Raw genomic sequence first — 23778 nt, 5'->3', positions numbered from 1 at the left:
TCCTTATACCCCGAGGCTCGTCTATATAGGACCTCTCGATGATCCTCGCCGAGGCGCAGCTGCTCCGCGACTACCTGCTCGACGTCCGTCGTGTGGCGCGTCGGCGAGCGGCGATCTCCCTGGTGGTCGACGCGGGGTTGCTGGGTCTGGCCTGGGCGGCGGCGGTGATCGGCTTTTGTGCGCTGACGCTCCGCGGTGACATCGGCGCGCCAGCAGGTGTGGTGGGCGGGGCGCTCGGGCTGGGCGCGCTGGTTGGCGGGCGGATCCGACGGTTTCGGACGGTCGTGGGTCCGCCCGCAGATCTCGTCACGCTCGCGCGATCGATCGCCGGGGCGCCCGGGCCCCTGCGCCGAGTGGCGACCGCGCAAGAGCGCGAGCGCGACAGCGTGCTTCGCCACGAGCTGCTCGGCGCGACCCAGCTGTGGCAGGTCCTCGACCACAGCGACGCAGATCCCAGCTTCTCGCCCGAGCTCGCCGCTGCCTATGTCCGGCGGGTCGGCGTGGCGACCCTGGATCTCGACGCCAAGCTGGCGCTCCCACCCCCACGGCGGGCACCTCGAGCGCTCGGGGCCGTGGTCGCGAGCGCGGTGCTGGTCGGGCTCGTCCTGCATCCCGTCGGCGTCCGTGGAGTCGCGGTGCTGCTCGCGGGCACCGACGCCCGGCCGCCACCCCCACCCCAGCCGGTGTGGAGCTCCCTGGTGTTGGTGCTCGACTATCCCGAGCACACCTGGCGGCCTGATCGTCGCGTGCAAAACCCAAGCGGCACGATCCGAGCCCCCGCCGGCACCCAGATCACGCTCGAGCTCGAGGCCGCCGGGCATGCGGACGCAGTGCGACTGGTGCTCACCCACGATCGCCTGGAGCTGGCTCCGGGGCCGGCCGCTGAGTCGTCGTCCGACTTGGCCTCCGAGTTGGCGACTCGAGTCATCGAGCTCGCGCGCGTGGGTCCACCCGAGCAGCGGCGCTGGACCGGGCAGTTCACGGTTCGCGGCGCGGGGAGCTGGGTCGTCGCGCTGCTCGACGACACCGACGAGGACGACCCCGCGGCGCTGGCCGTCGCTGCCCGTCGCTCGCCGCCGATGCGGATCGAGCTCGAGCCCGACGCGCTGCCGGAGGTCGAGCTGCTGCCGCTGCCAGCGGGCCAGCGCGAGGTCACCGAGACCGATCGGGTCGAGCTGCGGTTCTCGGCCCGCGATGACTTTGGCCTCGTCGGCGCGGAGCTCGTCTATGAGCTGCTCACGGCCGAGGGCGAGCTCGAGCGCCACCGCCTGCCGGCCGGCAGGGCTCCTGGCGGCGGCTCTCGAACCTCTCGGACATCTCGGACGTGGCGCCATCGAACCACCTGGGATCTGTCGGCGATCCCGACCGAGCAGCGCAGCGCCGTCAGCTACTGGATTGAGGTCCGCGACAACGATCCCGGGCTCGGGCTCACACCGCTGGTCGACGGCCCGGGCAAGGTCGCGGCCTCGGCCCGGCAGCAGCTGCTCTTGCACGACGAGGAGGCCGAGCACGCGGCCAACATCCGGGATCTGCAGGCAATCCGTGACGCGGCGGTCGACATGCTCGCGGCCCGGCTCACGACCTCGGCGTTCTCCGATCTCGATCAGGAGGTCAGCCTCGCCCGCAAGCTGCGAACCGCCCACGAGCTGCACGAGGGCGCCGCGACGCTGTTGACGATGATCGCCGGGGCCGTCGATGCGCTGGCCGTCGACACCATGATCCCCGAGCGCGAGGTCGAGACGCTCGCGGCGATCCACGAGCGACTGCTGGCGCTGCACCGCGAGGAGGCCACGCTGCTCGACCAGCTCCCCGCCTCGCCGGTCGGCCAGGTCGAGCGTGAGCGCGAGGACGAGCGAGCGCCGCTGCTGCGCAAGCTCGGGCCCCACAATCAGCGCGAGCGCGAGCAGCTCGAGGACGAGATCATCCGCCTCGATGATCTCGTCGACGGCCAGATCATCGCCCACATCGAGACCCTGGTCGCGCGCTTGCAGGCGTCTCAGCAAAAGCTGGTCGAGAAGCTCGAGCAGCTCGCGTCGGGTGACGAGTCGGTGCGCCCCGAGATCGAGCAGCTCGAGCAGCGGATCCGCGAGGACATGGGCCGGGTTCAGCAGGCCCGCGCGCAGCTGCGCAAGGAGCTCGGCGAAGAGTGGATGAACCTCGACGCGTTCAAGGCCATGGAAGAGCGGATGCGCAGCCAAGAGCTGCTCGAGCAGCTCGCCCGCGGGGACGTGGAGGGGGCGCTCGAGCAGGCTCGCGCGCAGCTCGACGAGATCCGTACGCTGCGAGAGCAGGTCCAGCAACAGGGGGCCGAGAGCGAGGCGCCCGCGCTGTCCGAGGAGGACCGCCAGCGCATGAAGATGCTGCGCGAGCTGAGCCGCCTGCAGGACGAGCAGACCGGCATGCGCGGCGAGACCCGACGCCTGCGCGAGCAGTGGCGGGACGCCGTCGGTGATCAGCGCGCCGAGCCAGGCACGGGCGAGCGCGCGGGCGAGCAGGCCAAGCAGCTGCGGGAGACGCTCGAAGAGATCGACGACACGCACCTGTCTCGCGAGGGGCGCCGCGCGCTGGAGGACGCCCGCGAGGCCCTCGAGTCACTCGAAGCCGCCGCCCAAGCCGGCGACGCGACCCAGCTCGAGCTGTTCGAGGGCGCCGCCGCGGCGAGTGAGGCGCTCGAGCGCGCGCAGGCGGGAACCCAGCCAGGCGAGGCCGAAGCCCGAGCCCTGCGCAAGCTCGGCGATCGAGCCGGGCGACTGCGCAGCGAGCTGCTCGAGCCGCTGCCGGACGCCGACGACGTCGTCGGTCCCGGCGATGCCCAGGGTCCGGGTCGGCGGCTGTCCGAGCGCTCGGTTGAGCTGGCCGAGCGGCAGCGAGCCCTGCGCGAGCGGGCCAAGCGACTGCTCGACGATCCGGCCGCGAACGTCCTCCCCGCGCCAGGCCGCGAGGCGATGCGGCGCGCCGATCAAGCCATGCGCCGGGCCGGTGAGTCACTCGACGACGCGGCCCTCGACGGCGCCCTCGACGGTGAGCAGGCCGCTTGGGGCGGGCTTCAGCAGGCAATTGACAGCTTGCGGCAGAGCTCACCTCCGCCCCCGCCGCGCGACGGGGGCGACGCCTCGACCGAGGCCGAGCGAGACCGCTCGCTGCGCGATCAAGTCGTCGAGGCCATGCGCGAGGGCGACCGCGACGGGTTCGACGAGGACACCAAGCGCTACTATGAGGAGCTGCTGCGATGAGCCCCGCTGCCAAATCCCTGCCACCCAGGCTCGAAGGTCGCCGCCGCGGCGCGCGGCTGCGTCGGGCTGGCCTGACCGCGTTGATCGGCGTTGGCCTGTGCTCGCAGCCGCCGGCGTTGGCCTCGCCTCCTCAGTCGGCGCCGTCATCCGAGCCCGCGGTGACGCCGGACTCGAGGGCGCCGCGTGAGCTCAGCGACGGGTTCGCCGGGTTCATGGTCAGCGTCGACACCTGGGACCTCGCGGCCGCCGGTCGGCGCCGAGACGCGCTGACCGACCCGCGCGAGCGCCAGCTCGCAACCGGGATCATCGAGATCTACGCCGCGCGCTACCCCGAGGCCCAGAGCGTGCTCTCGGGCGTGGTCGCGGGCGCCTCGGCGAGCGCGCAAGACCCTGTGACCGCCCGCGCGAGCTACTACCTCGACGTCGCGCGCGGGGCCCAGCTCGCGCTGGGTGACGCAACCACGCTCCGCAGCGACGACGGCCGGTTCGAGGCGGTGTTCGCCGATCCGCGCGACGAGCTGCTCGCGCCCTACCTGTTCGAGGCGATGGCCGCGGCGTTCGACGAGCTCGGCGAGGACATCGGCGTTCACCCGGATCACCCGATCCGCTTCGAGATCTACGACGCCCCCGGCAAGCTCGCGCTGGTCACCCCGCTGACCCTGGAGAATATCTATACGACCGGCACCGTGGGGATCTGCAAGTACCGGCGGATCATGATGATCAGCCCACGCGTGATGCTGTTCGGCTACGGCTGGCTCGACACGGCCGTGCATGAATACGTGCACTACCTGGTGACCATGCGCAGCAACAACGCGGCGCCCGTGTGGATGCAAGAGGGCCTCGCCAAGCTCATGGAGACGCGCTGGCGATCACCTGCAGCCTTGGATCAGGCCCAGCAGCTCGAGCCCGGCGTCCGCAAGCTGCTGTTCGACGCGATCGAGGCGGACCAGCTCGTGACCCTCGAGCAGATGCATCCCTCCGTCGCGATGCTGCCCAGCCAGGAGCTCGCCGCGCTCGCCTACGCCGAGGCCGAGACGATGCTGGGGCTGCTCGAGGAGAAGCGCGGGCCGACGGTCCTCGCCTCGATGCTCGACGACATCGCCGGAGGTGTCGACGCCAAGCAGGCGTTCGCCGACGCCTGGGGCGACGACTTCGAGGCCTTCTTCGCGGTCTGGAAGACCACCATGCGCACGCGCACCGCGGGCGCGACCCCGAGCGGTCCCCTACCCGGCATGGCGTTCCGCGACGGCGACGAGGACCCCGGCGAAGATCCAAGCCTGCACGGTGACGTGTTCTCGCACCTCGGCGGCGGCAAGGCTCGCAAGCACGCGCGGCTCGGCGTGCTGCTGAGCTTGCGCGGGCACACGGCGGCGGCCGTGATCGAGTACGAGCAGGCCCGCGCCGCCGATCGATCCGCGCGCAACGATCCCAAGCTCGCGCGGCGCCTGGGCGAGCTCTACCTGGATCTCGATCGCGCCGCGGATGCCCTGCCGCTGCTGTTGATCGCGGGCGCGGATGATCCCGACAACCCCAACCTCGCCGCTGCCGAGGGCCGCGCGCGGCGGTTGACCGGCGACGACGCGGGGGCCCGCGTCGCGCTCGCGCGGGCCGTGCGACAAAACCCGTTCATCCCCGCGATCCACTGCGACCTCGCGGCGCTCGCCGAAGATCCCGTGTCCGCCGCCCGCGAGCGCGAGCTGTGTATGGAGTGATCCGGCGGGCGGGCTCAGTCTGCGCGGATCAACACCGCTGGGTCGATCGACACCGCCTGATCGCGTCCCACATATCGAATGGAGGTCAGCTCACCGACATCGACGGGGAGCTGCACCTTGACCCAGCGAGTCTGCCGATCGCTGAGCTCCGCGACGTCGGCGTACGAGACGACGCGGGCGCCCTCGGAGGTCTCGAACTCGAACCGCTCGGTGCTCGACCGACGGCGAGCATCGACACCGCCGGGCATCGTCCACCACACCCAGCTTGGCTCCGCGTCGCGGCCAGCCTGGACGGCACCAACCAGCAGCTGGCCCGGCCCGGCCCCTTCAAAGTCCCAGGCGGTCAGGGTCTCAATGCGCGCGTAGGTCCGCCGCCAGGTCCAGTCCGAGACCCAGCTCGGGCCGCAGTAGCTCATGTAGTCGTAGACCTCGGCCGGGTCGTACACCTGCATGCGCTCGACCCCGAACCCCCAATCACCGATCTGTCCGCTCGAGTTGGGAAAGCTCGGATCAGGATCGTCGGCGACCGCCGATGGACACGCCACGTGGCCCAGGCCCTGCGCGTGGCCGATCTCATGAGTGAAGGTCTCGATTGCGATGGTGGGATCGATGCTCCACACCACGGTCGCGCTGACCCGGCTGCCGGCGTCGTCCTTGGTGTCGTTGGCTCCGTACGAGATCCCGAACACGCCGCCCAGAGACTGGCTGCCCACGTCGATCAGCGCGTGATAGTAGGCGTTGGGATCAGCGCCCTCGTCGCTGCGCAGCTGGGCCATGACCGGCAGCAGCGAGCTGAGGCTGTTGAGCTGGCCAGCATGGGGCACGGGCTCGTGCACCTCCCACGAGATCTGGGTCACCGGGTTTTGTTCGTAGAGGTTGCCGACGATCCCGAGCAGCAGCTCCTCGTCGAGCGCCACGACCTCGCCCTGGTACTCGATCGGGACCATGACCAGGTCGAGCTGCAGCGGCACCGCCTCGAAGCCGATCGGGCGATGTCCGGCGGCCGGACTCGTCCAGGTGCGCAGCTCGAAGCTCTCGCCAGCGCTCGGGTGCCGGTCCCACAGCTCGACCTGGAACTGCGCGCCGGCCTGGGTCTGTCCGTCGTCGCTCTCGAGTCGAAACAAGAACGGCCCGTCGAGATCGCCCCGTTGCGAGCTGCCCTCGACCATGCGGACATCCGCGAGTGACTCGCTCGAGCCGTCCGAGCGCATGAGCGACAGCCGAGCCTCGACCTCGCGCGGCACCCAGTCCGCGTCGACGCTGTAGTGCACGCGGATCACCGCGTCGCGTGCGGCGATCGCCGTGTTCGACCGCTGGTCCAGATCGATCCAGTCTCCACCGACGCCGATCGGAACCCGCGTGCCCTGATTGAGCTCGACCTCGACGATCGAGATCCCGCCGGCCGGGATCGGATCGCCCTCCTCTGCCTCCCCGGATGTGTCACGCTCAGCGCTGCCCGCGGACTCCTGTGCAGCGCCGAGCTCGCCAGCGCCGACGCCACAGGCGACCGATCCGAGCAGCGAACACGAGAGGATGAGCGGAAGCGTGGGCGTGCGCAAAATTCGCGCTCCAATTCTCGCCTGGCGTCGGACCAGCTGGGGAGACCACGTGCCCTGGTGACAAAGATCGTGACCTGATCCGGGACTGGATGCCGAATCTACTAGAACTGCGTGGGTGTCGCCAGCTACGATTTCGCGCCGGAGTGGGCTCGCTAGTGTGTGATCTGGGGCGCCGCTTCGCTCCATGACCTCGAGGGCAACAGCGCGACAACTGGCACCACATGCGTGCCGACCCGGACCTCCAGCGGTGTATAAGGTGAAGATGCGAGCGTTGAACTGGAGCACCATGCGACGCGCCCCCTCATGTGGGCTGACCTTGTTGGGGATGAGCATGTTGCTCGGTGGCTGTGAGACAGATCCTGGCACCGACACCACCACCGCCCTGAGCGCCGGCGACAGCGACAGCGACAGCGGCACCGACGAGGGCGAGCCGTGGGAGCCGATCCCTGCGCGGGGCGACATCATCTTGTCGCACGTGGTCGTCAACCAGGCCGTCGACGTCCCGATCGCGGTGGCTGGTGTGTGGGTTGGGCCTGAAGACCGCAATACATTCGTGGTCGCCAACCGCGACACCTTGCTGCGTGGGTTCTGGGACATCCCCGAGGACTGGGTCGATCGCAACATCACTGGTCGGCTCGAGCTCGAGTTCCCCGACGGCACCAGCACGACCAAGCAGCTCGACATTTTCATCGACTCGCCCTCGTACGCGGGCGACCTCAAGCGCGCGTTCACGTTCCCGCTGCTGGCCGACGAGTTCCCGCCCGGGATCAAGTATCAGCTGTCGCTGTGGGAGGCCGGGCCCGGCTTCGAGGACCAGCGCGAGTCGACGACGGTGACCCAGTCGCCGCTCGACGGCCTCCAGCAGATCGGGGTCCAGAGCGAGCCGGCCGAGCTGAAGGTCGTGCTGGTCCCCGTCAAGTACGAGGTCCCGGGCTGCAACACCAACACCGGGGAGATCACCGAAGAGGAAGAGACGAAGTTCCTCGACTACCTGCACGAGCAGTATCCGGTCGAGCGGGTGATCATGGACTTCCGGCGCGACTCGCCGATCGAGTGGAACCAAACGCTCACCAGCTTGGCGCAGCTGTGGCAGCCGCTGCGGGAGCTCCGGGACGTCGACCTGGCCGCTCCGAACGTCTACTACTACGCGCTCGTCGACGCCTGCACGGGCGGCATCGATGGCGCGGGTGGGATCGCGCCGGGGCTCGCGACCGACACCAAGTCGGCGGCCTACGAGCGCGTGTCCTCCGGCCTGTGGCACAAGACCGGCACCTACCACTACGAGACGATGGTCCACGAGCTCGGCCACAACCATGGCCGCGCGCACATCTTTTGCGCCAACGGGGACGCCGCCGGGACCGACCCTTCGTATCCGTACACGGACGGTGTGATCGGCGTGTGGGGGTTTGGGATCCGGCTGTTCAAGCTGCATAGCCCGACCGCATCCTGGGAGTTCATGACCTACTGCTCGCCGACCTGGGTCTCGGACTGGGGCTGGTCGAAGGCCTACAACCGGATCCGCACCCTGACGAGCTGGGACTACGAGGGCGCCGCGCCCGACGAAGGTCCGTCAGACGACGGCGAGGTGCTGATCGGGCTGCTGTTCAAGGACGGCAGCGAGGAGTGGTCCACGACCCACGGCGCCCGCGAGGCCGAGTTCTTCAGCAGCGGCGAGGTCATCAGCTTCGACTACGCGGGCGGCGAGGTCGTCGACTCCCCGACCAACGTGCAGATCCTCGACGATGGCACGACGATGATCACGACCATGGTCCCGCGCCGTGAAGCCGGCTTTGAGGGAGCGACCCGGCTCGACGCAGGCAAGCCGCGGCCGATCGTGCTGCAGACCCCGGAGACCCGCGCGTACAAGCTCTGAGCGACTCACTCGGGCGTCACGGCTGCGACTGCCGCCCGCGCGCTGACGCGGGCGAAGCCGCCGCGCGCCTGGTCAGGCGACCCGCAGTCCCGTCGTCTCGCGCGTGTCGGCGTCCAGCGGCCCGGATGACGCGGGCCCGGCCCCAGACGATCCGCTGCCGCTCGAGCCCGACCCCGCGGCCGCCTGCTTGCGGGCCGAGGCCGCGAGCGACTTGCGGAAGCTGCGATCGATCTGCCGCAGCAATCGTCGCAGGCTCTTGCAGACCGGCGTCGCCTGGCGAACGACGACGCCGACCTGAAACCCGAGCCGGCTCGGACCGAGCCGATCGACGACCAGGCGGTGCTCACCGACGGTCGCCTGGATCTCCGAGCCCGCGCCGTCGCCCTGTTGGTCTTCGATGTCGTGGAACACCTGCGCGAGCCGGGCCAGGGCGCGACCGACGACGACCTCGTCGAGGGTCGAGTCGTTGGTGCCCGCGATGATCTCCGTGTTGCGCAGCAAGTACGCGGCGAGGATGTCCGGGGTCTGCGCGAGCCGCTGGATCTTGTCGAGCACATCGAGCGGGGCCTCGTCGAGCAGGTCGCGGCTGCGCTGGGCGTCTCCGAGCTCGCGCTCGAGCAGGCCCTCGATGCGACCGACGATCGTGCGCGCGCTGGCGCTGCGCCCCGCGATCCACGTGGCCTTTCCGCCGGTCCAGCTCAGCAGCTCGCGGACCGCATCTGGACCGCGCATCCCTTCGCAGTGAGCATGGACTGGCTGTCCATCTTCGAGGTGGATGGCGCCCGAGCGCTCACCCACGCGCAGGTGCAGGATCCCGCTGCTGAGCGCCGACGCGTGCAGTCGCAGCAGCTCACCGGTCTCGACGGCGCCGCAGCGACCGGAGAAGTCGATCTTTCGCTCCTGGGTCTTGAGCACCCGCAACAGCGCCCCTGGCTCGCACGGACTCGGGACGATCGCGGCCGCCCCGACCTGCGCGGCGATGTCGATCGCGCGGTCGTCGAAGCGAGCTGCGATCACCACCAACGAGATCCCCGGGTGGCGGGCCCGAACCCGTGACGACAGCTCACCGAGTTGCTCGTCCCCGCCCTGCTCCACCACCATTGCCAATGTCACCTCGCCCCCAACCTCGCCCGCGCCCTCGCCCTCGCCGAACTGCACGACCTGAACCCCGGGCCGGAGGTTTTGGACCATCTCGGCCAATGCGGCGCCCTGGGTGGGATCGTGCGCAGCAATCAACAATGTCAATGAGGGGTTCGACGTCATGGGTTGTTCTCCTGCGGGCTTCGCCGCGCTGACGTCTCCGTTCAGCACACGCCATGCCAGTTCCTAATTTCCGCGGCAAAGGCCCACAATGCGGGAGATGTCACGCGTGGGGGGACTCTCTGGGCGTCTGGCAGCTTGCGTCCGTTGTAAGGGTTGTAAGCGGGCTCCCAGATTCCGCTCACTTTTGGGACCTTGGGGCGTTCGTCTACGGACGAATACGCCCCTGGACGCCTGAACGGTCCGCTCCGACCGCTCTTGGTCGTCCAATCGAACCGTATGGATTCCGGCGCATGCGCAGAGCGAATGTGCGCTTCGAGTGATCCCCACCCCGAGGACAGGCGTGATAGTGTGCGTCAGTTGCTTGCCTTGCCCGCGTGGAGCCCTCAATGACCCGAAAGCTGTTTGTTACCCTGCCTTTGCTGTTGATCTGCGTCGCCTGTGGCAACAACGACAGCGGCGAGACCTACAACTACGTGACCCTCAGCGCGGGCACGCTGACGAACGGCAACGACAGCGTCAGCGACACGGGCTCCGGTGATGGGGATGGAGATCCCAGCAACGGCGACGGCGATGGCGACCCGGGCGGTGACGGCGACTCCGGCCCCAAGCTCGACGTGATCGGCAACGACGAAGGCATGGCCACGGCGGGCGACGCTGGCGACGGCGACGGCTGCCAGAAGGTCGACTTCTTGTTCGTCATCGACAACTCGGGCTCGATGCTCGAGGAGCAGGACAACCTCGCGGCCTCGTTCCCGAGCTTCATCAACTCGATCAGCAGCACGCTCGACGCCGCACAGGACTACCACATCATGGTGATCGACACGGACGCGTGGGTCTACGCAGGCTGCCCGTTTCTGTGTGCATTCCCGCTGCCCGGTCTGTGCGTGGGCTACGAATGCGGCGTCACGCAGCCGGCTCAATGCGAGGACGTGCTCGGCGCGGGCGTGACCTGGCCCAAGGGCGCCAACGCGAGCAACGCCAACTGCAACTTCGTCAACGGCAAGCGCTTCATGACCGACGCCGAGCCCAACTTGCCGGGCGCGTTTCAGTGCGCCGCGCGGGTCGGCACCGACTCGACCGACGACCCCGAGCGCCCGATGGAGGCGATGGCCGCCGCGGTCTCCGGCGTCGGCGCTGCGGGGACCTGCAACTACGACTTCTTGCGCGATGACGCGATCTTGGTCGTCACCTTCATCACGGACGAGAACGACGACCCCGGCGACGGCTCCAGCGGGAACGTCGATACCTGGCGCCAGGCGCTGATCGACGCGAAGAACGGAGACGAGAGCGCGATCGTGGTGCTCGGCCTGTTCGGCGATGACGATCTGCCCAACGCGCAGTGCAACGGCGGCGCCGAGACGTCGGCACGACTGCGGGCCTTCCTCGACTCATGGGGCGACCGCGGGTTCTTTGGCTCGATCTGCGCCCCCGACTACGATGATTTCTTCCAGGCCGCGGTCGACATCATCGACACGACCTGCGACGACTTCACGCCGCCCGAGTGACCCGGATTACCCGGTGGATGCGCCAACTCGGCGCTCCCGCACTGATCTCTTGATCAAGGGCGGAGTCACCCGCGCCGTGTCCACATCGATAAAAAGCGGGGTTTGGCCCGAAAAACTGCTCGGGTGTGATTGCACCCCCCCGTGGGCGTGCGATCGTAGCTCTACCGACCGAGTCGGAGCCACCCACCAGACCGTGGGTGAGCACTCGAACACGCCGCCAGGGAGGGCAGCATGCTGACGCTAACGAGGAAGGCCGGCCAGAAAATTCGCATCGGCGACAACATCGAGATTGTCGTTCGCGAGATTCGTGGTCGACAGGTGCGGTTGGGGATCTCGGCACCCGAGGGCCTCGACGTGTTCCGCGAGGAGCTCTACCAGCAGATCCTCGCCGAGGGCGAAGCCACGAGCGATCCACCGCCTGCGTCACCCGACGCAAAATCGGCGCGCTCGGCCGGGACCAGCGACGAGCCGTAGCTCAGCCCGGCTCACGGCACGCGTAAGGCCGATCACGGACCGGCGCGGGTGTGTCGGCTTCAAAGCTAAAGTGCCACCACTCGCGCGAGTAGGGCGTGAACCCGGCCCGGACCAGCGCCGCCCGCAGCTCGAGCCGACGCTCGAGCAGCGGGCCCTCGACCCCACGCAAGAAGCTGGTCGGATCGAACTGATCCCAGCGCGAGCCCATGTCCAACACGGTTCCGTCGGTCAGCGCGAGGCCGAGATCGATCGCGCGCCCGCGTCCGTGGACCGAGCGCGCGGCGACCCAGCCGTCCGTGAGTAGATCTTCGCGGGCGTTGGCGCGGCACCAGTCGACCATCGCCTGGCTCGCGCGCCGGGGGCGATACGCGTCGTAGATGATCAGCCGCAGACCGTCGGCCTCGAGCCGAGACGCCGCCAGCGCCAGGGCCTCGGCGGCCTCGGCTTCGAGCCACGCACCCGCCGCCTCGTAGCCGGGCAGCGGCGCACCCGTGAAATTGTCGGCGCGGTGGTATCCGGCCACGACGATCGCCGAGCGGATCTCGACGCGAAGATCGACGAGCCCGGCGGGCGGCTCGACGAGCTCGCACGCGGGCGAGGCTTGCTGTGCTGGTGCGGGTTGCGGTCGGTTCGGCGCCGACACGGCCGGCGCCGCGACCGAGTCGCGGGACGATTTCGCAGCCGCGACCGAGTCGCGAGGCGATTTTGCAGACACGACCGAGTCGCTGGGCGAGTTCGCAGCCGCGACCGAGTCGGTCAGTGGCTCCGCAGCCAGGGCCGGGTCCGCTCGCTCGCGCGGGCCGTCGTTCGGGGGCTCACACCCGAGCAGACCCACCACCAGCATCGCGCCCGCGCCAACGGGCCCTGCGCGAGGTCGCGTGGCCATCGAAGCTCGCACAGCGCATACGTATACTCCCGAACATGACCGAGCGGGCGACCCACTTTCGCACCTGCAACTTGTGCGAGGCCATGTGCGGACTGGCGATCGAGACCGAGGGTCAGCAGATCATCTCGATCCGCGGGGATCAGGACGACGTGTTCAGCCGCGGGCACCTGTGCCCCAAGGGGCCCGCGCTCGCCCAGCTCCACGCCGATCCAGATCGACTTCGGCGCCCGCTGCAGCGCACCCGCAGCGGCTGGCGCGAGCTCGAGTGGAGCGACGCCCTCGACGCGGCGGCCGAGGGCATCCACCGGGTCCAGCGCGAGCACGGCCGCGACGCGCTGGCGGTCTATCTGGGCAACCCGGCCGTCCACAACCACGCGGTGGTCCTCTATGGGCCGCCGTTCTTGCGCGCGCTGAAGACCCGGCACCGCTACTCGGCGACGTCGGTCGATCAGCTCCCGCAGATGTTGGTCGCCCACCTGATGTTTGGACACCAGCTGCTGCTGCCGATCCCCGACCTCGATCGGGCCCAGTACATGCTGATCGTCGGCGCCAACCCGCTGGTCTCGAACGGCAGCATCATGAGCGCGCCAGACGTGCGTCGCCGGCTGCGGGGGATCCAGCTGCGGGGCGGCAAGCTGGTGGTGGTCGATCCTCGCCGCACGCAGACCGCCAAGCTCGCTGACGACCACCTGTTCGTGCGCCCTGGCACTGACGCGCTGCTGTTGCTCGCGCTGCTGCAGGTGATCACGAGCGAGGGCCGAGAGCAGCCTGGCCGGCTCGCTGCGTTCGTCGACGGCGCGGATCGGGTCCGCCGCGCGGTCGAGGGGTTCACGCCCGCGCGGGTGGCCGCGCTGACGGGGGTCGACGCCGATCGGATCCGCGCCCTCGCCCGCGAGCTGGTCACCCACCGCGGCGTCACCTATGGACGCGTGGGCGCGTCGACCCAGCGCTTCGGCGCGCTGACGCACTGGGTGATCAACCTGCTCAACGTGTTCACGGGCGCGCTCGATCGGGTCGGGGGATCCATGTTCACGCGCCCGGCCGTCGATCCGATCGCCATGCCCAAGGGCCTCGGCGTCGGGCCTGGCGCGTTCGGGCGCTGGCGCAGCCGGGTCCGCGGGCTGCCCGAGTTTGGTGGTGAGCTGCCGGTCGCGAGCTTCGCCGAGGACGTGATCGCGGGTCACGAGGGTCGCCAGGGTGCAGGCGAGCCGCTGGCGCCGATCCGCGGGCTGTTGACGCTGGCGGGCAACCCGGTGCTGTCGACCCCCGCCGGGACCGCGCTCGGCGAGGCGCTCGAGCGGCTCGAGTTCGTGGTCAGCGTCGACATGTACATGAACGAGACCACGCGGCACGCGGACCTGATCCTGCCGCCAACTTCACCGCTCGAGCGCAGCCACTACGACCTGGTGTTCCACCTGCTGGCCGTGCGCAACACCGCCAAGTGGTCGCCGCCGCTGTTCGAGCCGCCGCCCGACGCCCGCCACGACTGGCAGATCCTGCACGGGCTGTGGACGCGCCTCGATCGGCTCCGTGGTCGCACCAGCGTGCTCGCGCGTGGACAGCATCAGCTGCTCGAGCGGCTCGGCCCCGACGGCCTGATCGACCTCGCGCTTCGAGCTGGGCCGCACGGCCGACTGCTCCCGGCGGCCCTGCGTCCGCTCCTGGGTGAGCGCGCGGGTGGGCTGAGCCTCGAGGCCCTGGCAGCGCGGCCGCACGGCGTCGACCTGGGTCCGCTCGAGCCCTGTCTGCCCGATCGCCTGCCCGGCAAGCGCGGCCGGATCGAGCTCGCGCCCGCGCTGCTCGTCGAGGATCTGGGTCGTCTCGAGCGCAGCTTTCCGCGGGGGGCCGCCGCGAACCGGCTTCCGAGCGAGGCCGAGCCACGCTTCACGTTGATCGGACGCCGGCTGCTCCGCAGCAACAACTCGTGGATGCACAACGTGCCCAAGCTGATGGCGGGCACGCCCGCGTGCACGCTGCTGATGCACCCCGACGACGCCGGGCGGCTGGCGCTGCGACCCGGTGACCAGGTCCGCGTGCGGTCACGGGTGGGTGCGGTCGAGGTCCCGCTCGAGCTCAGCGACGACATGATGCCTGGGGTCGTGAGCCTGCCCCACGGGTACGGACACAAGCGCGAAGGCACCCGCTTGCAGGTCGCCAATCAACACGCGGGGGTGAGCATCAACGATCTCACGGACCCAGCCGAGGTCGACGAGCTCTCGGGCGTCGCCGCGCTCTCGGGCGTTCAGGTCGAGGTCCGCCTGGCCACGGCTTAAACGCGAGCGCGGGCGCCCAGCTGGGCACCCGCGCTGCGTGTGGGGAACCTGTCCCCTACCCTAGCCGAGCTTGGCCTTGACCAGGGCCGGCACGTCGATGCCCGTCGCCGCCTTGATCTGCTCGCTGTAGTTGATCAGCTTGCCGGCCACGTCGTCGCCGCTGCCGCCGTCGCCACCCTTGCCGAGCACCGTGAGCCGGTCGACCTTGAGGTGACCCATGCTCGACGACATCTTGGTCATCAATGGGACGAGCTTCTGCATGAGCAGGATGTCGCGGCCCGCTCGGCCCATGTTGTTGTAGCGATCGGCGATCTCGGTCAAGACCTTGGCGGTCGCCTGGCCCTGCTCGACGATCTTGGCGGCGTCACCCTTCGCGTCTTCCTCGGCGGCCAGGCGCGCCGCTTCGGCGGGCTGGATCACGTCGGCGTCGAGCTGCGCGCGGACCTGCTCGATCCGGGCTTGCTGGGTGTCGACCTCGGCGTTGGCCTGCGCGACCGAGGCTTGGACCTCGGCGAGCTGCTCGGCGATCATCGCGTCACGCCGGGTGCGAGCGTCGGCGACCCGCCGCTCGTTCTCTTTGCGAGCGATCTCGATCTCGGCCTCGAGCTTGGACAGCTCACCATTCATGGTGTTGCGCCACTTTTGCTCGGCGGCCTCGGCCCGCGCCTCGGCCTCGGCGATCTGCGCCGACCGACGGATCTGCGCGCTGATCTGGCGGCCGATCGCGTCGAGGTACCCGACGTCGTCGGACACGTTTTGGATCTTGAGGGTGTCGACCACGAGCCCGAGGTGGCTGAGATCCTGCTCGGCTTCCTCGGCGAGCTTGGCCGCGAACTCCTCTTTGTCCTTGTTGACCTGCTCGGGGGTCAGGCCCGCGAGCACGCCACGCAAGTTGCCCTCGAGGGTCTCGCGGGCGATCTTCATGATCTCCTCGCGGGACTGACCCAAGAACCGCTCGAGGCAGTTGTTGAGCAGCGGCTCCTCGCCGGGGACCTTGATGTTGGCGACGCCCTGAACCGAGAGCGGGATGCCACCCTTGGAGTAGGCGTTTTGGACCCTGACCTCGATGATCATGTTGGTCAGATCCATGCGGTCGACGATCTCGAGCAGCGGGATCCGAAGCGCACCGCCGCCGCGAATGATCCGATACCCAGCCACCCGGCCGTTGCCCGCGACGCGGCGGCGGCCGGAGAACACCAGCACCTCGCTGGGCTGGCACACGTAGTAGACGCGCTTGGCGATCAGCGCGATGACGAAGAAGAAGACGGTGCTGATCGCAAGGAGCGCGACCAGAGCCTCGGGTTCGATGAGTGCGAGGGGCATGGACATCACGACAGCTCCTTGGGCGCGAGCGGGTTACCAGGCGAAGTGGAGATGCTGGGCGGCTTGAGGCCGCCGCCTGCGGGCTTGGTGGAGCCGAGGCCGAGGCGCCCGAGGCCGAGCCCCGAGCCGCCGCCGCCTCCTCCGTTGCCACCGTTGCCGCCGGGCGTGCCGTCACCCGCGAGCACCGAGGGGACGTCGATCCCGACCGTCTCGCGCAGCGCTCGGAGCACGGCCGCCACGGTCTGGGGATACGAGGCCGCGTAGGCCGCGAGCCCCGAGCCATCGCCACGGTCGAGCACGTTGACCTCGCCGACCTCGATGCTGTCCATGTGGTCGACCACCGTCGAGATGATCTCCTCGAGGTGCTGGATCACGTAGATCTCCTTGGCGTTGTCGCCCATCGCCATCCAGGCCGCGGTCGTGGCCTCGAGGACCTCGACGAGCGCCCGACCATTCTCGACCGTGGGCGCCGCGGCGCCCTTGGCTCGGATCGCGTCTGCGGTGCGTCGGGCTTCGGCCGGGATCACGACGTCGGCCTGCAAGCGCCGCTGCTCGAGCTTGGCGCGGATCCGCTGCAGCTCCTGCTCGGCCTGGGCCCGGGCGGTGTTGGCTGCCGCGACGGCCTCGCGCTCGACCGACATGGCCTCACCATCGAGCTCGGCGCGAACCTTGGCCAGCATGTTGCGCTGCTGAAGGATCGCGGTTTCGGCCTGGGCCTTGGCGACCTCCGAGCGACGCTTGGCTGTCGCTTGCGCCTGCGTGACCTCCTGCAGGGCCTGGTTCTCGGCGTTCTCGGCGTCGCGCAGGACCCTGGCGATCTGCGGGCGGCCGAGCGAGTCGAGGTAGTTGGTCGAGTCGGCGACGTTCTGGATCTTGAGCGTGTCGAGCTCGAGGCCGAGCTTGTCGAAGTCCCTGACGGCGCTCTCGATCAGCTTCTCGGCGAAGGTCAGTCGATCTTCGTTGACTTGCTCGGGCGTCATGTCAGCGACGACCTCGCGCACGGCCCCTTCGAGGGTCTGCTGGGCGACGATGTAGATCTCGCGCAGGTCTCGACCCAAAAACCGCTCGATCGCGTTGCGGATCTTGGTGGGGTCCGACTGGATTTTGACGTTGGCGATCGCGTGGATCTGCAGCGGGATGTTGCCGGCCGAGTAGGCGTTCTCGACCACGATGTCGATCGACAGGTTGCGCATGTCCATGCGGTCGACTCGCTCGATGATCGGGATCCGCCACGCTCGCCCGCGCCCACCTCCTGCCAAGACCTCGGGCTGATCTTCACGGCCGTGCGGCATGATGACCATGGGGCCGAGGTCGACGCCGTCAGCCATGCGCTTGCGACCCGTGAAGATCAACACCTCGTTGGGCTGGCAGATGTGTAGAAAGTTCTTGATGAGCAAGATCGCGGCCAAGAAGAAGCCGGCGATCGCCCCGGCCGTGGCGACCACCGCGGGGAGGGTGATCTCGGCGAGAGGTGGGGCCAGGGCGCCGAACTGGGCCCAGAGCTGGGATAGCGGTGCGTGGTACATGAAGGAGTTCTCCTGCGAGTCTCGGGTCGGTGAGAGGAATCTGTGAAGTTGAAAGTGGACAGGCCGCGGTCGCCCGGGGACGACGGCGCGGCCTGTAGTCAAGCTAGGCGCGAACGGCTGGCGCTGATTGGTTGCGGCTGGCCGACTCGTATTTGACGACGATGGCCTTGTTGCCGCGCATCTCGAGGATCAGCGCCTGCTCGCCGCGGCTGATCAGCTCGTCGTCGGACTCGGCGAGCACGTCGACGGTGGTGCCCATCAGCTCGATGCGGATCTTGCCGAGCCGCCCGGGCCCGGCGGAGATCAGCACCTCGCCGGACTTGCCGACGTAGTCACCCACGCCAGCGACGACGCCGGTGTCGTTGGCCGAGAGCCGCCGGATGACGGTGACGGCGGCCCACCCGGTCGTGAACCCAACGCCGATCGCCAGGCCGAGCGCGGCGTACTCGGTCGCGAGGTCCAGGCCGTCGAGGACCAGGCCGGTGAGCCCAAAGAACGCGGCGAAGAAGGTCCAAAACCGCATCGAGCCGAACACACCAAAGAACCCGCCAATGTCGCCGTGGGCGTCATGCCCGGCGTCGGCGTGGGTGTCGAGGTCAGCGTCGGCTTGGACGTCGAGGTCGGCGTCCCCATCAAAGTCAGTGTCAGCGTCGTGGTCCCCCCCCATGAGGAGAGACGCTCCCAATAATACGGATCCAAGTACGAGGGCGAACACATACGCGTAGATGAGCATCTTTGGCCTCCGGGCGCGGCATACTGAGGACGCGCGCGCGCTATTTCATACCAGGCGAGCGAGTCGCGCGGGTGGTTGGATTCAAAACACGTGTGGCGGGCGGCCCAGGCCGACCGCGCCGCCGGTGCCGGGGTCGGTCGCGCGGGTTGGCGGAGCGCAGTCGAGCCGGGTCGAGGCCAGTGGAGACTGATCGACGACCCACTCCACGTCCACGCGCCCCACAGCTCACAGCTCACAGCGCGAGGAGCTGCGGGCCGGCTTCGCCAGGCTCGAGCGTGAGCGTGAGCTGACTGTCGAGCCAACGCTCGGCCCGCTCGCTGGCGGCGACACCCAAGAGCACCCGCCTGGCCCCCTCCGGGGTCCTGGCGCGGGTCTCCACGAACACCCGGTAGCCCTCCTCGAGGCGGCGGAGGATCCAGCCCAACAGCCGGCTCGGGTCCTCACAGCGAACGATCACGATCGCGCCGGGCGGCAGCCCACGGACGCGCGACCAGACCTCGCGGGGATCGGCTTGATCGTCGATCGTGATCGACGGCGACAAGAACGCCTGCGCGAGCGTGTCGATGAAGCCCGGCTCGCGAACGTACACGAGCGCGCCTTCGCTGATGTGGGCGACGATGTCGTTCAGCTCGGGCTCGCCATGCCCGAAGGTGGGGAGCTCACGCAGGGTGTCCGCGTCGGGTGATCGGACCGCCGTCATCTCGCGTCGCGTGGAAGCCCGCGCCGCTGCCGCCGTACTCATCGCGTTGCCATGATCGAGGCGCGTCACCATGCCGGCCGCGCCCCCCACCGCGCTCATGCCCCCGCCTGGCCGCCCCGCGGTCTCGGCCGCAAGGTCGGGGCTGCCCATGTTCTTGGCCGGAGAGGCGCTCATCGCCCGCACGGTCGGCGACCGGGTTCCATGTTGATCGATCTCGGGGGCGCTGGACGGCAACGGCTCGACGTCGTCCTCGTCGTCGGCGGGGACGCCGATGTGGCCGTCGGCCGGCTCGGGCTCTCGTGGCACGACCGCGAAGCCACGCGCCCCGAACTCTTCGGCCTCGGGCAGCGGGCTGGAGCGCGCGGGTCGGGCGTCCACGCCTTCCCCGAGAGTCCCCAGGCTGTCGGCTCCATACCCGTCCTCACTGCCAATGGGGCCGACGCCGAAGTCGTCGTCTTCCGCGAGCGCCCAGGTGCCGCTCTCGAACGCAGCTTCTGCTGGCGACGGGCCGTCGATGCTGTAGTCGACGCTGATCGAGTCGTCGGGATGATCCGGATCGTCGAGGGCTGGGGCGTCGAGCGCCTCGACCGTCAGGTCCCTGTGCCGGTTCCCGACCGGGACGTCGAGGGTGTCGACGGGCTCGCCACGCTCCGAACCAGGCGCGGGCGAGCGCGGCTCAGCATCATCGTCGAGCTCGATCTCGAGGGCACCCCTGCCCGCCCCCTGCCGCCGTGCGCGAACGGTGATCCCCTCCATGCCCGGCTCGGCGTAGACGGTCCAGCTGGCGCCGGCCTCGATCGCAAACTCGACCGGATTGCCGACCGCGAGCTCGACCTGCTGGGCGTCGTCGACCGCCGCGACGATCATCTCGAACAGATCGGTGCGTGGCAGCACCGTGCTCTCGGCTTCGGCCCCGCGCGCGGTCGTGTAGACCACCGGTTGGCCCGACTCGAGGGTGACCGCAGACGCCGAGCGTCGAACCGCACCGTCGAGCAGGCTGAGCAAGGACCGCATGGGCGAACGATAGCAAACATGCCGCGCAGCTTCGAAGTCAGATTCGAGGCGCGCGCGCTAGCGAGCGAGCCATTCACTGCCCGGAGGGTACGGTTCGCGCGTGGGTGCGTGGCTGCATGAAATTGCGCATGCCGGCGGTGCTGCGCGTGTACCCGAACCCCGACATCTTCCAGCCGACCCACGGCGCACCAGCGGCCGCGCTCAGGCCCCGATTGATGCCGATCATCCCGGCCTCGAGCCGCTCGGCGACGGCGTCGGTCGAGGCGTCCGGTGGGCCCCAGACCGAGGCGCCGAGCCCGTAGCGCGTGGCGTTGGCTCGCGCGACGGCCTCGTCGACGTTGGCGTAGCTCGAGATCGCGACGACGGGCCCGAAGGTCTCTTCGCGAGCGATCCGCATGTCGTCTGACACGGATCGCACCACGCTCGGGCTGAGCCAGTAGCCGGGACTCTGGGCGGCGCCCTCGATCACGAAGTCGGCCCCGCGCTCGCGCGCGTCGGCGAGCTGCGCGAGCACGATCTCGCGCTGGGCTTCGCTCGCCATCGGCCCGACGTCGGTGTCGTCCGCGAGCGGATCGCCGATCCGGTAGCCGGACACCAGCCGACGAACCTGCTCGACGAACGCGTCTTGCACGTCTTGGTGGACGAACACCCGCTCGGTCGCCACGCAGATCTGGCCGCTGTTGTTGAGTGAATTGTGCACGGCGAAGCGAGCCGCCGCCTCGAGGTCGGCGCCCGGCAGCACGATCATGGGGTCCTTGCCGCCCAGCTCGAGCACCAGCCGCTTCATCGCGCTGGCGGCCTCGCGCATGATCGCCTGGCCGGTCGCGATCGAGCCGGTGAACGCGACCATGTCGACGTCGGCCTCGACCAGCGCCCGCCCGACGCTGCCACCACCTTGCACGAGGCCAAACACGCCCGCGGGCAGCGTGGCGGCGAGCAGCTGGTGGTACAGGGCGCCGCTTCGCGGGGTGAACTCCGAGGGCTTGAGCACCACCGAATTGCCGGTCAGCAGCGCCGACATCACGAGGTTGTTGGGGGTGCTGATCGGGAAGTTCCAGGGCGCGATGACAGCGACGGTCCCGAGCGGTCGCCACTGGGTCGTGACCTGAATCGCCCCTTCGCGGCCGACCTCGTCCTGACAGGCCTCGCGGGCCCGCTCGATGAACGCCTCGGTCCGGGTGTGGAGGTTGGCGATCTCGGCGCGCGCGTGCCTGATCGGCTTGCCCATCTCGGTCGAGATCGATCGCGCGAGCTCGTCGGCGACCGCTCGATCGTCCCGGACCCGCGCGGCGAACTGGCGCGCCACGTCGGCCCGGGCCTCGAACCCCAGCGCCCACCAGCTCGACGCAGCGGCCGCCGCGGTAGCGACCTCGCGCTGAACTTGCGCGAGCGTGGAGGCCTGGAGGCTCGGCAGCGAGGCTCCGGTCGCGGGATTGCGGGTCTCGATCATGTCTGACACGCCGCGCAGTGTAGTCGTCAGCGCCCGCATTTCCAGCGCAGGGCAATTCGGACTCAATCTTGATGGCGGGGCTTCGCTGCCCCTCCCCGGCGGGCTGGCACAGCCAGCCTCAATCTCGATGGCGGGGCTTCGCTGCCAATCCTCAGCAGCTCGGAAACCGTTCGCACACCGGTGCTACGGCGCACGCTGAGGTTGCGCTAAAGTGCGGCGCGCGTCCTGCTCCTGGCGCCCAGATCGTCCGTGCTCTCCCTCTCCCCTCGCCGCGCGCCCGGTTCGATGTGATCGAGTCGTCCCAACAGCTGATCTTGGCGGTCGAGATCAGCCTGCTCGCGTACGGAGTGTTCGCCGGGATCACGATCGTGCTCGAGCGTCGACGGCCGGCGGCGACGCTCGCGTGGATCCTGATCTTGGTGCTCGTGCCGGTGGTTGGCCTGGTCGCGTACCTGTTGATCGGGCGGCGCAAGGCACGGCGCAGCCGACGCAGCCGTCGTCGACTGCGCCTGCGCCCAACCGAGGCGACCGCCGAGATCGCCAACCTCGAGGCCTCTCCGGTCGCTGTCACGCCGCAGGTCAGGGGGTTGCTGCATCTGGCGCTGGCGCACTCGGCGGCGCCGATCCGCCACGCCGACGCGGTCGAGATCCTGCGGCCGCGCCCGGCCTTCGAGGCGATCGAGCACGCGATCGCGGCGGCCCAGCATCGGATTCACCTGCAGTTTTACATCTGGCGTGACGACGCGACCGGCCGACGCCTGATCGAGCTGCTGACCGAGCGCGCCGCCGCCGGGGTCAAGGTTCGTCTGCTGTACGACGACATCGGCAGCATCGGCACGCCGCTGCGCCACTTCGAGCCGCTGCGGGCGGCCGGGGGTGAGGTGGCCCGATTCGGTCCGCTGCGCCTGCGCTTCATCGCGCGACCCAGCGGGCGCCTGGACTTTCGCAACCATCGCAAGCTGTTGTGCATCGACGGCGAGCTGGGGTTCACGGGCGGGCTCAACGTCGGTGACGAATATCGGGGCGCGAGCCGCAGCGGGCGGGTGTGGAACGACCTGTTCGTGCGGCTGACCGGCGACGCCGTGCTCGGGCTCGAGGCCGTGTTCGTCGAGGACTGGCTGACCGCGACCGACCAGCTCGTCGAGCTCTACGCCGACCTCCCGCGGCGCGACGCTGGGATGTCGATGCTCGAGCGCCCGAGCACGCCGATCACCTCGACCGGACCGCTGGTCCAGATCATCCCCAGCGGACCGGATCAGACCCGTCGACGCGGTGAGAACAACGCCTCGGTGATCGCCGCGACCTTCGTGGCCGCGATCGGCACCGCGCTCGAGCGGGTCTGGATCGTCACGCCCTACTTCATCCCCGATGAACCGCTGAGCCTGATCCTGCAGACCGCCGCGATGCGGGGGGTCGACGTCAAGATCCTGGTGCCCAACCCGATCGACAATGACATTCGCCTGGTCGCCTGGGCCGCGCGCAGCTACTACGACGAGCTGCTCGCGGCCGGGTGCGAGATCCACGAGTACCGCCCGGGCATGATCCACGCGAAGTACATGGTGGTCGACGACAGCGTCGCGATGATCGGCTCGGCCAACATGGACGTGCGCAGCCTGTACCTGAACTACGAGGTCACGGCGATGTTCTACGACGACGCGGTGACCCGCGCGCTCGCCCAGGTGTTCGTGGCGGATCTGGCCGACGGGTGCAGGGTCCACGCGAGTGATCGCGAACGCGTGCCCCTGCGCTGGCGCCTCGCCGAGGGCTTCGCCCGAATCCTGTCCCCCCTCCTCTAGGTTCGGACTGTCCGCGGACTATTCGTCGTCGGATTTGAGCAGCGCGGTCGCGACGAGCGAGCTCAGCAGCAGCATCGCGCCAGCCGGGACCGCGAGCACGGGGGGTCCCGGATCCGTGGGGCCGTGCAGCAGGCCCCCGAGCATGAAGCCGGCGCCGACGAGCGCGGCGCCGAGCAATGCAGCCCAACGGATCTTGCGGGCCCAGCTCGCCGGCGTGGCCAGGCGCTCGAGCGCCCACGCGAGCGCGATGTTGACGAGTCCGAGTAGGCCGCCGTGGGCGTGGCCGAGCCGCAGGAATTCACGGCGCAGCGGATCGTCGATCCAGCCTTCGGCGCGCAGACCGTACATGGCCTCGAGCCACAGGCCGCTGGCCAGGAACAGCGCGACGAGGGCGATCGAGGCGCGGAGGTGTCGATCAGCGCTCACGCGACCCGGTTGTAGCGCCGAACCTCGCCCCC

The 23778-nt window shown here is 69.5% G+C and carries 17 protein-coding genes; 7 read left to right on the top strand and 10 right to left on the bottom strand.

The annotated features are described in order from the left end of the window. Positions 1-38 precede the first annotated feature (38 nt). Positions 39-3233: a DUF4175 family protein gene (locus ENSA7_RS14370; RefSeq protein WP_106089852.1), complete on the top strand. Its 3195-nt coding sequence runs from the start codon at positions 39-41 to the stop codon at positions 3231-3233. Then, positions 3230-4945, top strand: a complete 1716-nt coding sequence (locus tag ENSA7_RS43625) for a peptidase MA family metallohydrolase (RefSeq protein ID WP_181233731.1) — start codon at positions 3230-3232, stop codon at positions 4943-4945. The genes ENSA7_RS14370 and ENSA7_RS43625 overlap by 4 nt, the downstream gene beginning before the upstream one ends. Positions 4946-4959: 14 nt before the next feature. Here the strand turns inward: ENSA7_RS43625 and ENSA7_RS14355 are convergent, their stop codons facing one another. After that, entirely contained in the window at positions 4960-6504 is a 1545-nt protein-coding gene (locus ENSA7_RS14355) for a zinc-dependent metalloprotease family protein (RefSeq protein WP_106089850.1), read from the bottom strand. A 286-nt stretch (positions 6505-6790) separates the two neighbouring features. Here ENSA7_RS14355 and ENSA7_RS14350 point away from each other — a divergent pair, with 286 nt between their 5' ends. Then, on the top strand, positions 6791-8377 hold the full coding sequence (locus ENSA7_RS14350; protein WP_181233730.1) for a hypothetical protein: 1587 nt from the start codon (positions 6791-6793) through the stop codon (positions 8375-8377). A gap of 72 nt (positions 8378-8449) precedes the next feature. On the opposite strand, the gene ENSA7_RS43620 is transcribed toward ENSA7_RS14350, so the two are convergent. Further along, positions 8450-9640, bottom strand: coding sequence for a DUF4388 domain-containing protein (locus ENSA7_RS43620; RefSeq protein WP_181233729.1), 1191 nt, complete (start codon positions 9638-9640; stop codon positions 8450-8452). Positions 9641-10026: 386 nt separating this feature from the next. Between ENSA7_RS43620 and ENSA7_RS14335 the strand changes: the two genes are divergently transcribed. Beyond that, the gene (locus ENSA7_RS14335; protein ID WP_146157680.1) at positions 10027-11145 is read left to right on the top strand and encodes a hypothetical protein; all 1119 of its coding nucleotides are present in this window, start codon (positions 10027-10029) and stop codon (positions 11143-11145) included. Between the two features lie 231 nt (positions 11146-11376). Next, positions 11377-11619: a carbon storage regulator CsrA gene (gene csrA / locus ENSA7_RS14330; RefSeq protein WP_106089846.1), complete on the top strand. Its 243-nt coding sequence runs from the start codon at positions 11377-11379 to the stop codon at positions 11617-11619. A 1-nt stretch (position 11620) separates the two neighbouring features. Here the strand turns inward: csrA and ENSA7_RS14325 are convergent, their stop codons facing one another. Continuing rightward, entirely contained in the window at positions 11621-12505 is an 885-nt protein-coding gene (locus ENSA7_RS14325) for a M15 family metallopeptidase (RefSeq protein ID WP_106089845.1), read from the bottom strand. A gap of 35 nt (positions 12506-12540) precedes the next feature. On the opposite strand from ENSA7_RS14325, the gene ENSA7_RS14320 reads away from it, so the two are divergent. Continuing rightward, the gene (locus tag ENSA7_RS14320; protein WP_106089844.1) at positions 12541-14778 is read left to right on the top strand and encodes a molybdopterin-dependent oxidoreductase; all 2238 of its coding nucleotides are present in this window, start codon (positions 12541-12543) and stop codon (positions 14776-14778) included. Between the two features lie 60 nt (positions 14779-14838). Here ENSA7_RS14320 and ENSA7_RS14315 read toward each other — a convergent pair whose 3' ends face one another. From ENSA7_RS14315 to ENSA7_RS14295, 6 genes are all read right to left on the bottom strand, one after another. Next, positions 14839-16107 (bottom strand): flotillin family protein, encoded by a 1269-nt coding sequence (locus ENSA7_RS14315; RefSeq protein WP_244923801.1) that lies wholly within the window; start codon positions 16105-16107, stop codon positions 14839-14841. Next, positions 16107-17627: a flotillin family protein gene (locus ENSA7_RS14310; RefSeq protein WP_106089843.1), complete on the bottom strand. Its 1521-nt coding sequence runs from the start codon at positions 17625-17627 to the stop codon at positions 16107-16109. Before ENSA7_RS14310 ends, ENSA7_RS14315 begins: the two co-directional genes overlap by 1 nt. A 103-nt stretch (positions 17628-17730) precedes the next feature. Beyond that, complete coding sequence (locus tag ENSA7_RS14305; protein WP_106089842.1) at positions 17731-18294, bottom strand: NfeD family protein; 564 nt, start codon at positions 18292-18294, stop codon at positions 17731-17733. A gap of 147 nt (positions 18295-18441) precedes the next feature. After that, complete coding sequence (locus ENSA7_RS45765; RefSeq protein WP_280524004.1) at positions 18442-18573, bottom strand: hypothetical protein; 132 nt, start codon at positions 18571-18573, stop codon at positions 18442-18444. A 19-nt stretch (positions 18574-18592) separates the two neighbouring features. Next, entirely contained in the window at positions 18593-20074 is a 1482-nt protein-coding gene (locus tag ENSA7_RS14300) for a hypothetical protein (RefSeq protein WP_106089841.1), read from the bottom strand. A gap of 73 nt (positions 20075-20147) precedes the next feature. Further along, entirely contained in the window at positions 20148-21524 is a 1377-nt protein-coding gene (locus ENSA7_RS14295) for an aldehyde dehydrogenase family protein (protein WP_244923804.1), read from the bottom strand. 287 nt (positions 21525-21811) lie between these two features. Between ENSA7_RS14295 and cls the strand changes: the two genes are divergently transcribed. Next, positions 21812-23320: a cardiolipin synthase gene (gene cls / locus ENSA7_RS14290; protein ID WP_181233727.1), complete on the top strand. Its 1509-nt coding sequence runs from the start codon at positions 21812-21814 to the stop codon at positions 23318-23320. 18 nt (positions 23321-23338) lie between these two features. Here cls and ENSA7_RS14285 read toward each other — a convergent pair whose 3' ends face one another. After that, positions 23339-23746 (bottom strand): hypothetical protein, encoded by a 408-nt coding sequence (locus ENSA7_RS14285; protein ID WP_106089838.1) that lies wholly within the window; start codon positions 23744-23746, stop codon positions 23339-23341. Positions 23747-23778 lie beyond the last annotated feature (32 nt).

It is taken from the genome of Enhygromyxa salina (assembly GCF_002994635.1).
GTDB lineage: Bacteria > Myxococcota_A > Polyangia > Nannocystales > Nannocystaceae > Plesiocystis > Plesiocystis salina_B.
The sequence above is the reverse complement of the archived record's forward strand: the minus strand, read 5'-3'. Positions and strand labels throughout refer to the sequence as shown.

What these genes read in the sequence shown, in the direction of transcription:
- ENSA7_RS14370 (WP_106089852.1), top strand. Translation starts at nt 39, where the DNA reads ATGATCCTCGCCGAGGCGCAGCTGCTCCGCGACTACCTGCTCGACGTC.
- ENSA7_RS14305 (WP_106089842.1), bottom strand. Translation starts at nt 18,294, where the DNA reads ATGGGGGGGGACCACGACGCTGACACTGACTTTGATGGGGACGCCGAC.
- ENSA7_RS14325 (WP_106089845.1), bottom strand. Translation starts at nt 12,505, where the DNA reads ATGGCCACGCGACCTCGCGCAGGGCCCGTTGGCGCGGGCGCGATGCTG.
- ENSA7_RS14310 (WP_106089843.1), bottom strand. Translation starts at nt 17,627, where the DNA reads ATGTACCACGCACCGCTATCCCAGCTCTGGGCCCAGTTCGGCGCCCTG.
- ENSA7_RS43625 (WP_181233731.1), top strand. Translation starts at nt 3,230, where the DNA reads ATGAGCCCCGCTGCCAAATCCCTGCCACCCAGGCTCGAAGGTCGCCGC.
- ENSA7_RS43620 (WP_181233729.1), bottom strand. Translation starts at nt 9,640, where the DNA reads ATGACGTCGAACCCCTCATTGACATTGTTGATTGCTGCGCACGATCCC.
- ENSA7_RS14350 (WP_181233730.1), top strand. Translation starts at nt 6,791, where the DNA reads ATGCGACGCGCCCCCTCATGTGGGCTGACCTTGTTGGGGATGAGCATG.
- ENSA7_RS14300 (WP_106089841.1), bottom strand. Translation starts at nt 20,074, where the DNA reads ATGCGGTCCTTGCTCAGCCTGCTCGACGGTGCGGTTCGACGCTCGGCG.
- ENSA7_RS14335 (WP_146157680.1), top strand. Translation starts at nt 10,027, where the DNA reads ATGACCCGAAAGCTGTTTGTTACCCTGCCTTTGCTGTTGATCTGCGTC.
- ENSA7_RS14320 (WP_106089844.1), top strand. Translation starts at nt 12,541, where the DNA reads ATGACCGAGCGGGCGACCCACTTTCGCACCTGCAACTTGTGCGAGGCC.
- ENSA7_RS14295 (WP_244923804.1), bottom strand. Translation starts at nt 21,524, where the DNA reads ATGATCGAGACCCGCAATCCCGCGACCGGAGCCTCGCTGCCGAGCCTC.
- ENSA7_RS14315 (WP_244923801.1), bottom strand. Translation starts at nt 16,107, where the DNA reads ATGTCCATGCCCCTCGCACTCATCGAACCCGAGGCTCTGGTCGCGCTC.
- csrA (WP_106089846.1), top strand. Translation starts at nt 11,377, where the DNA reads ATGCTGACGCTAACGAGGAAGGCCGGCCAGAAAATTCGCATCGGCGAC.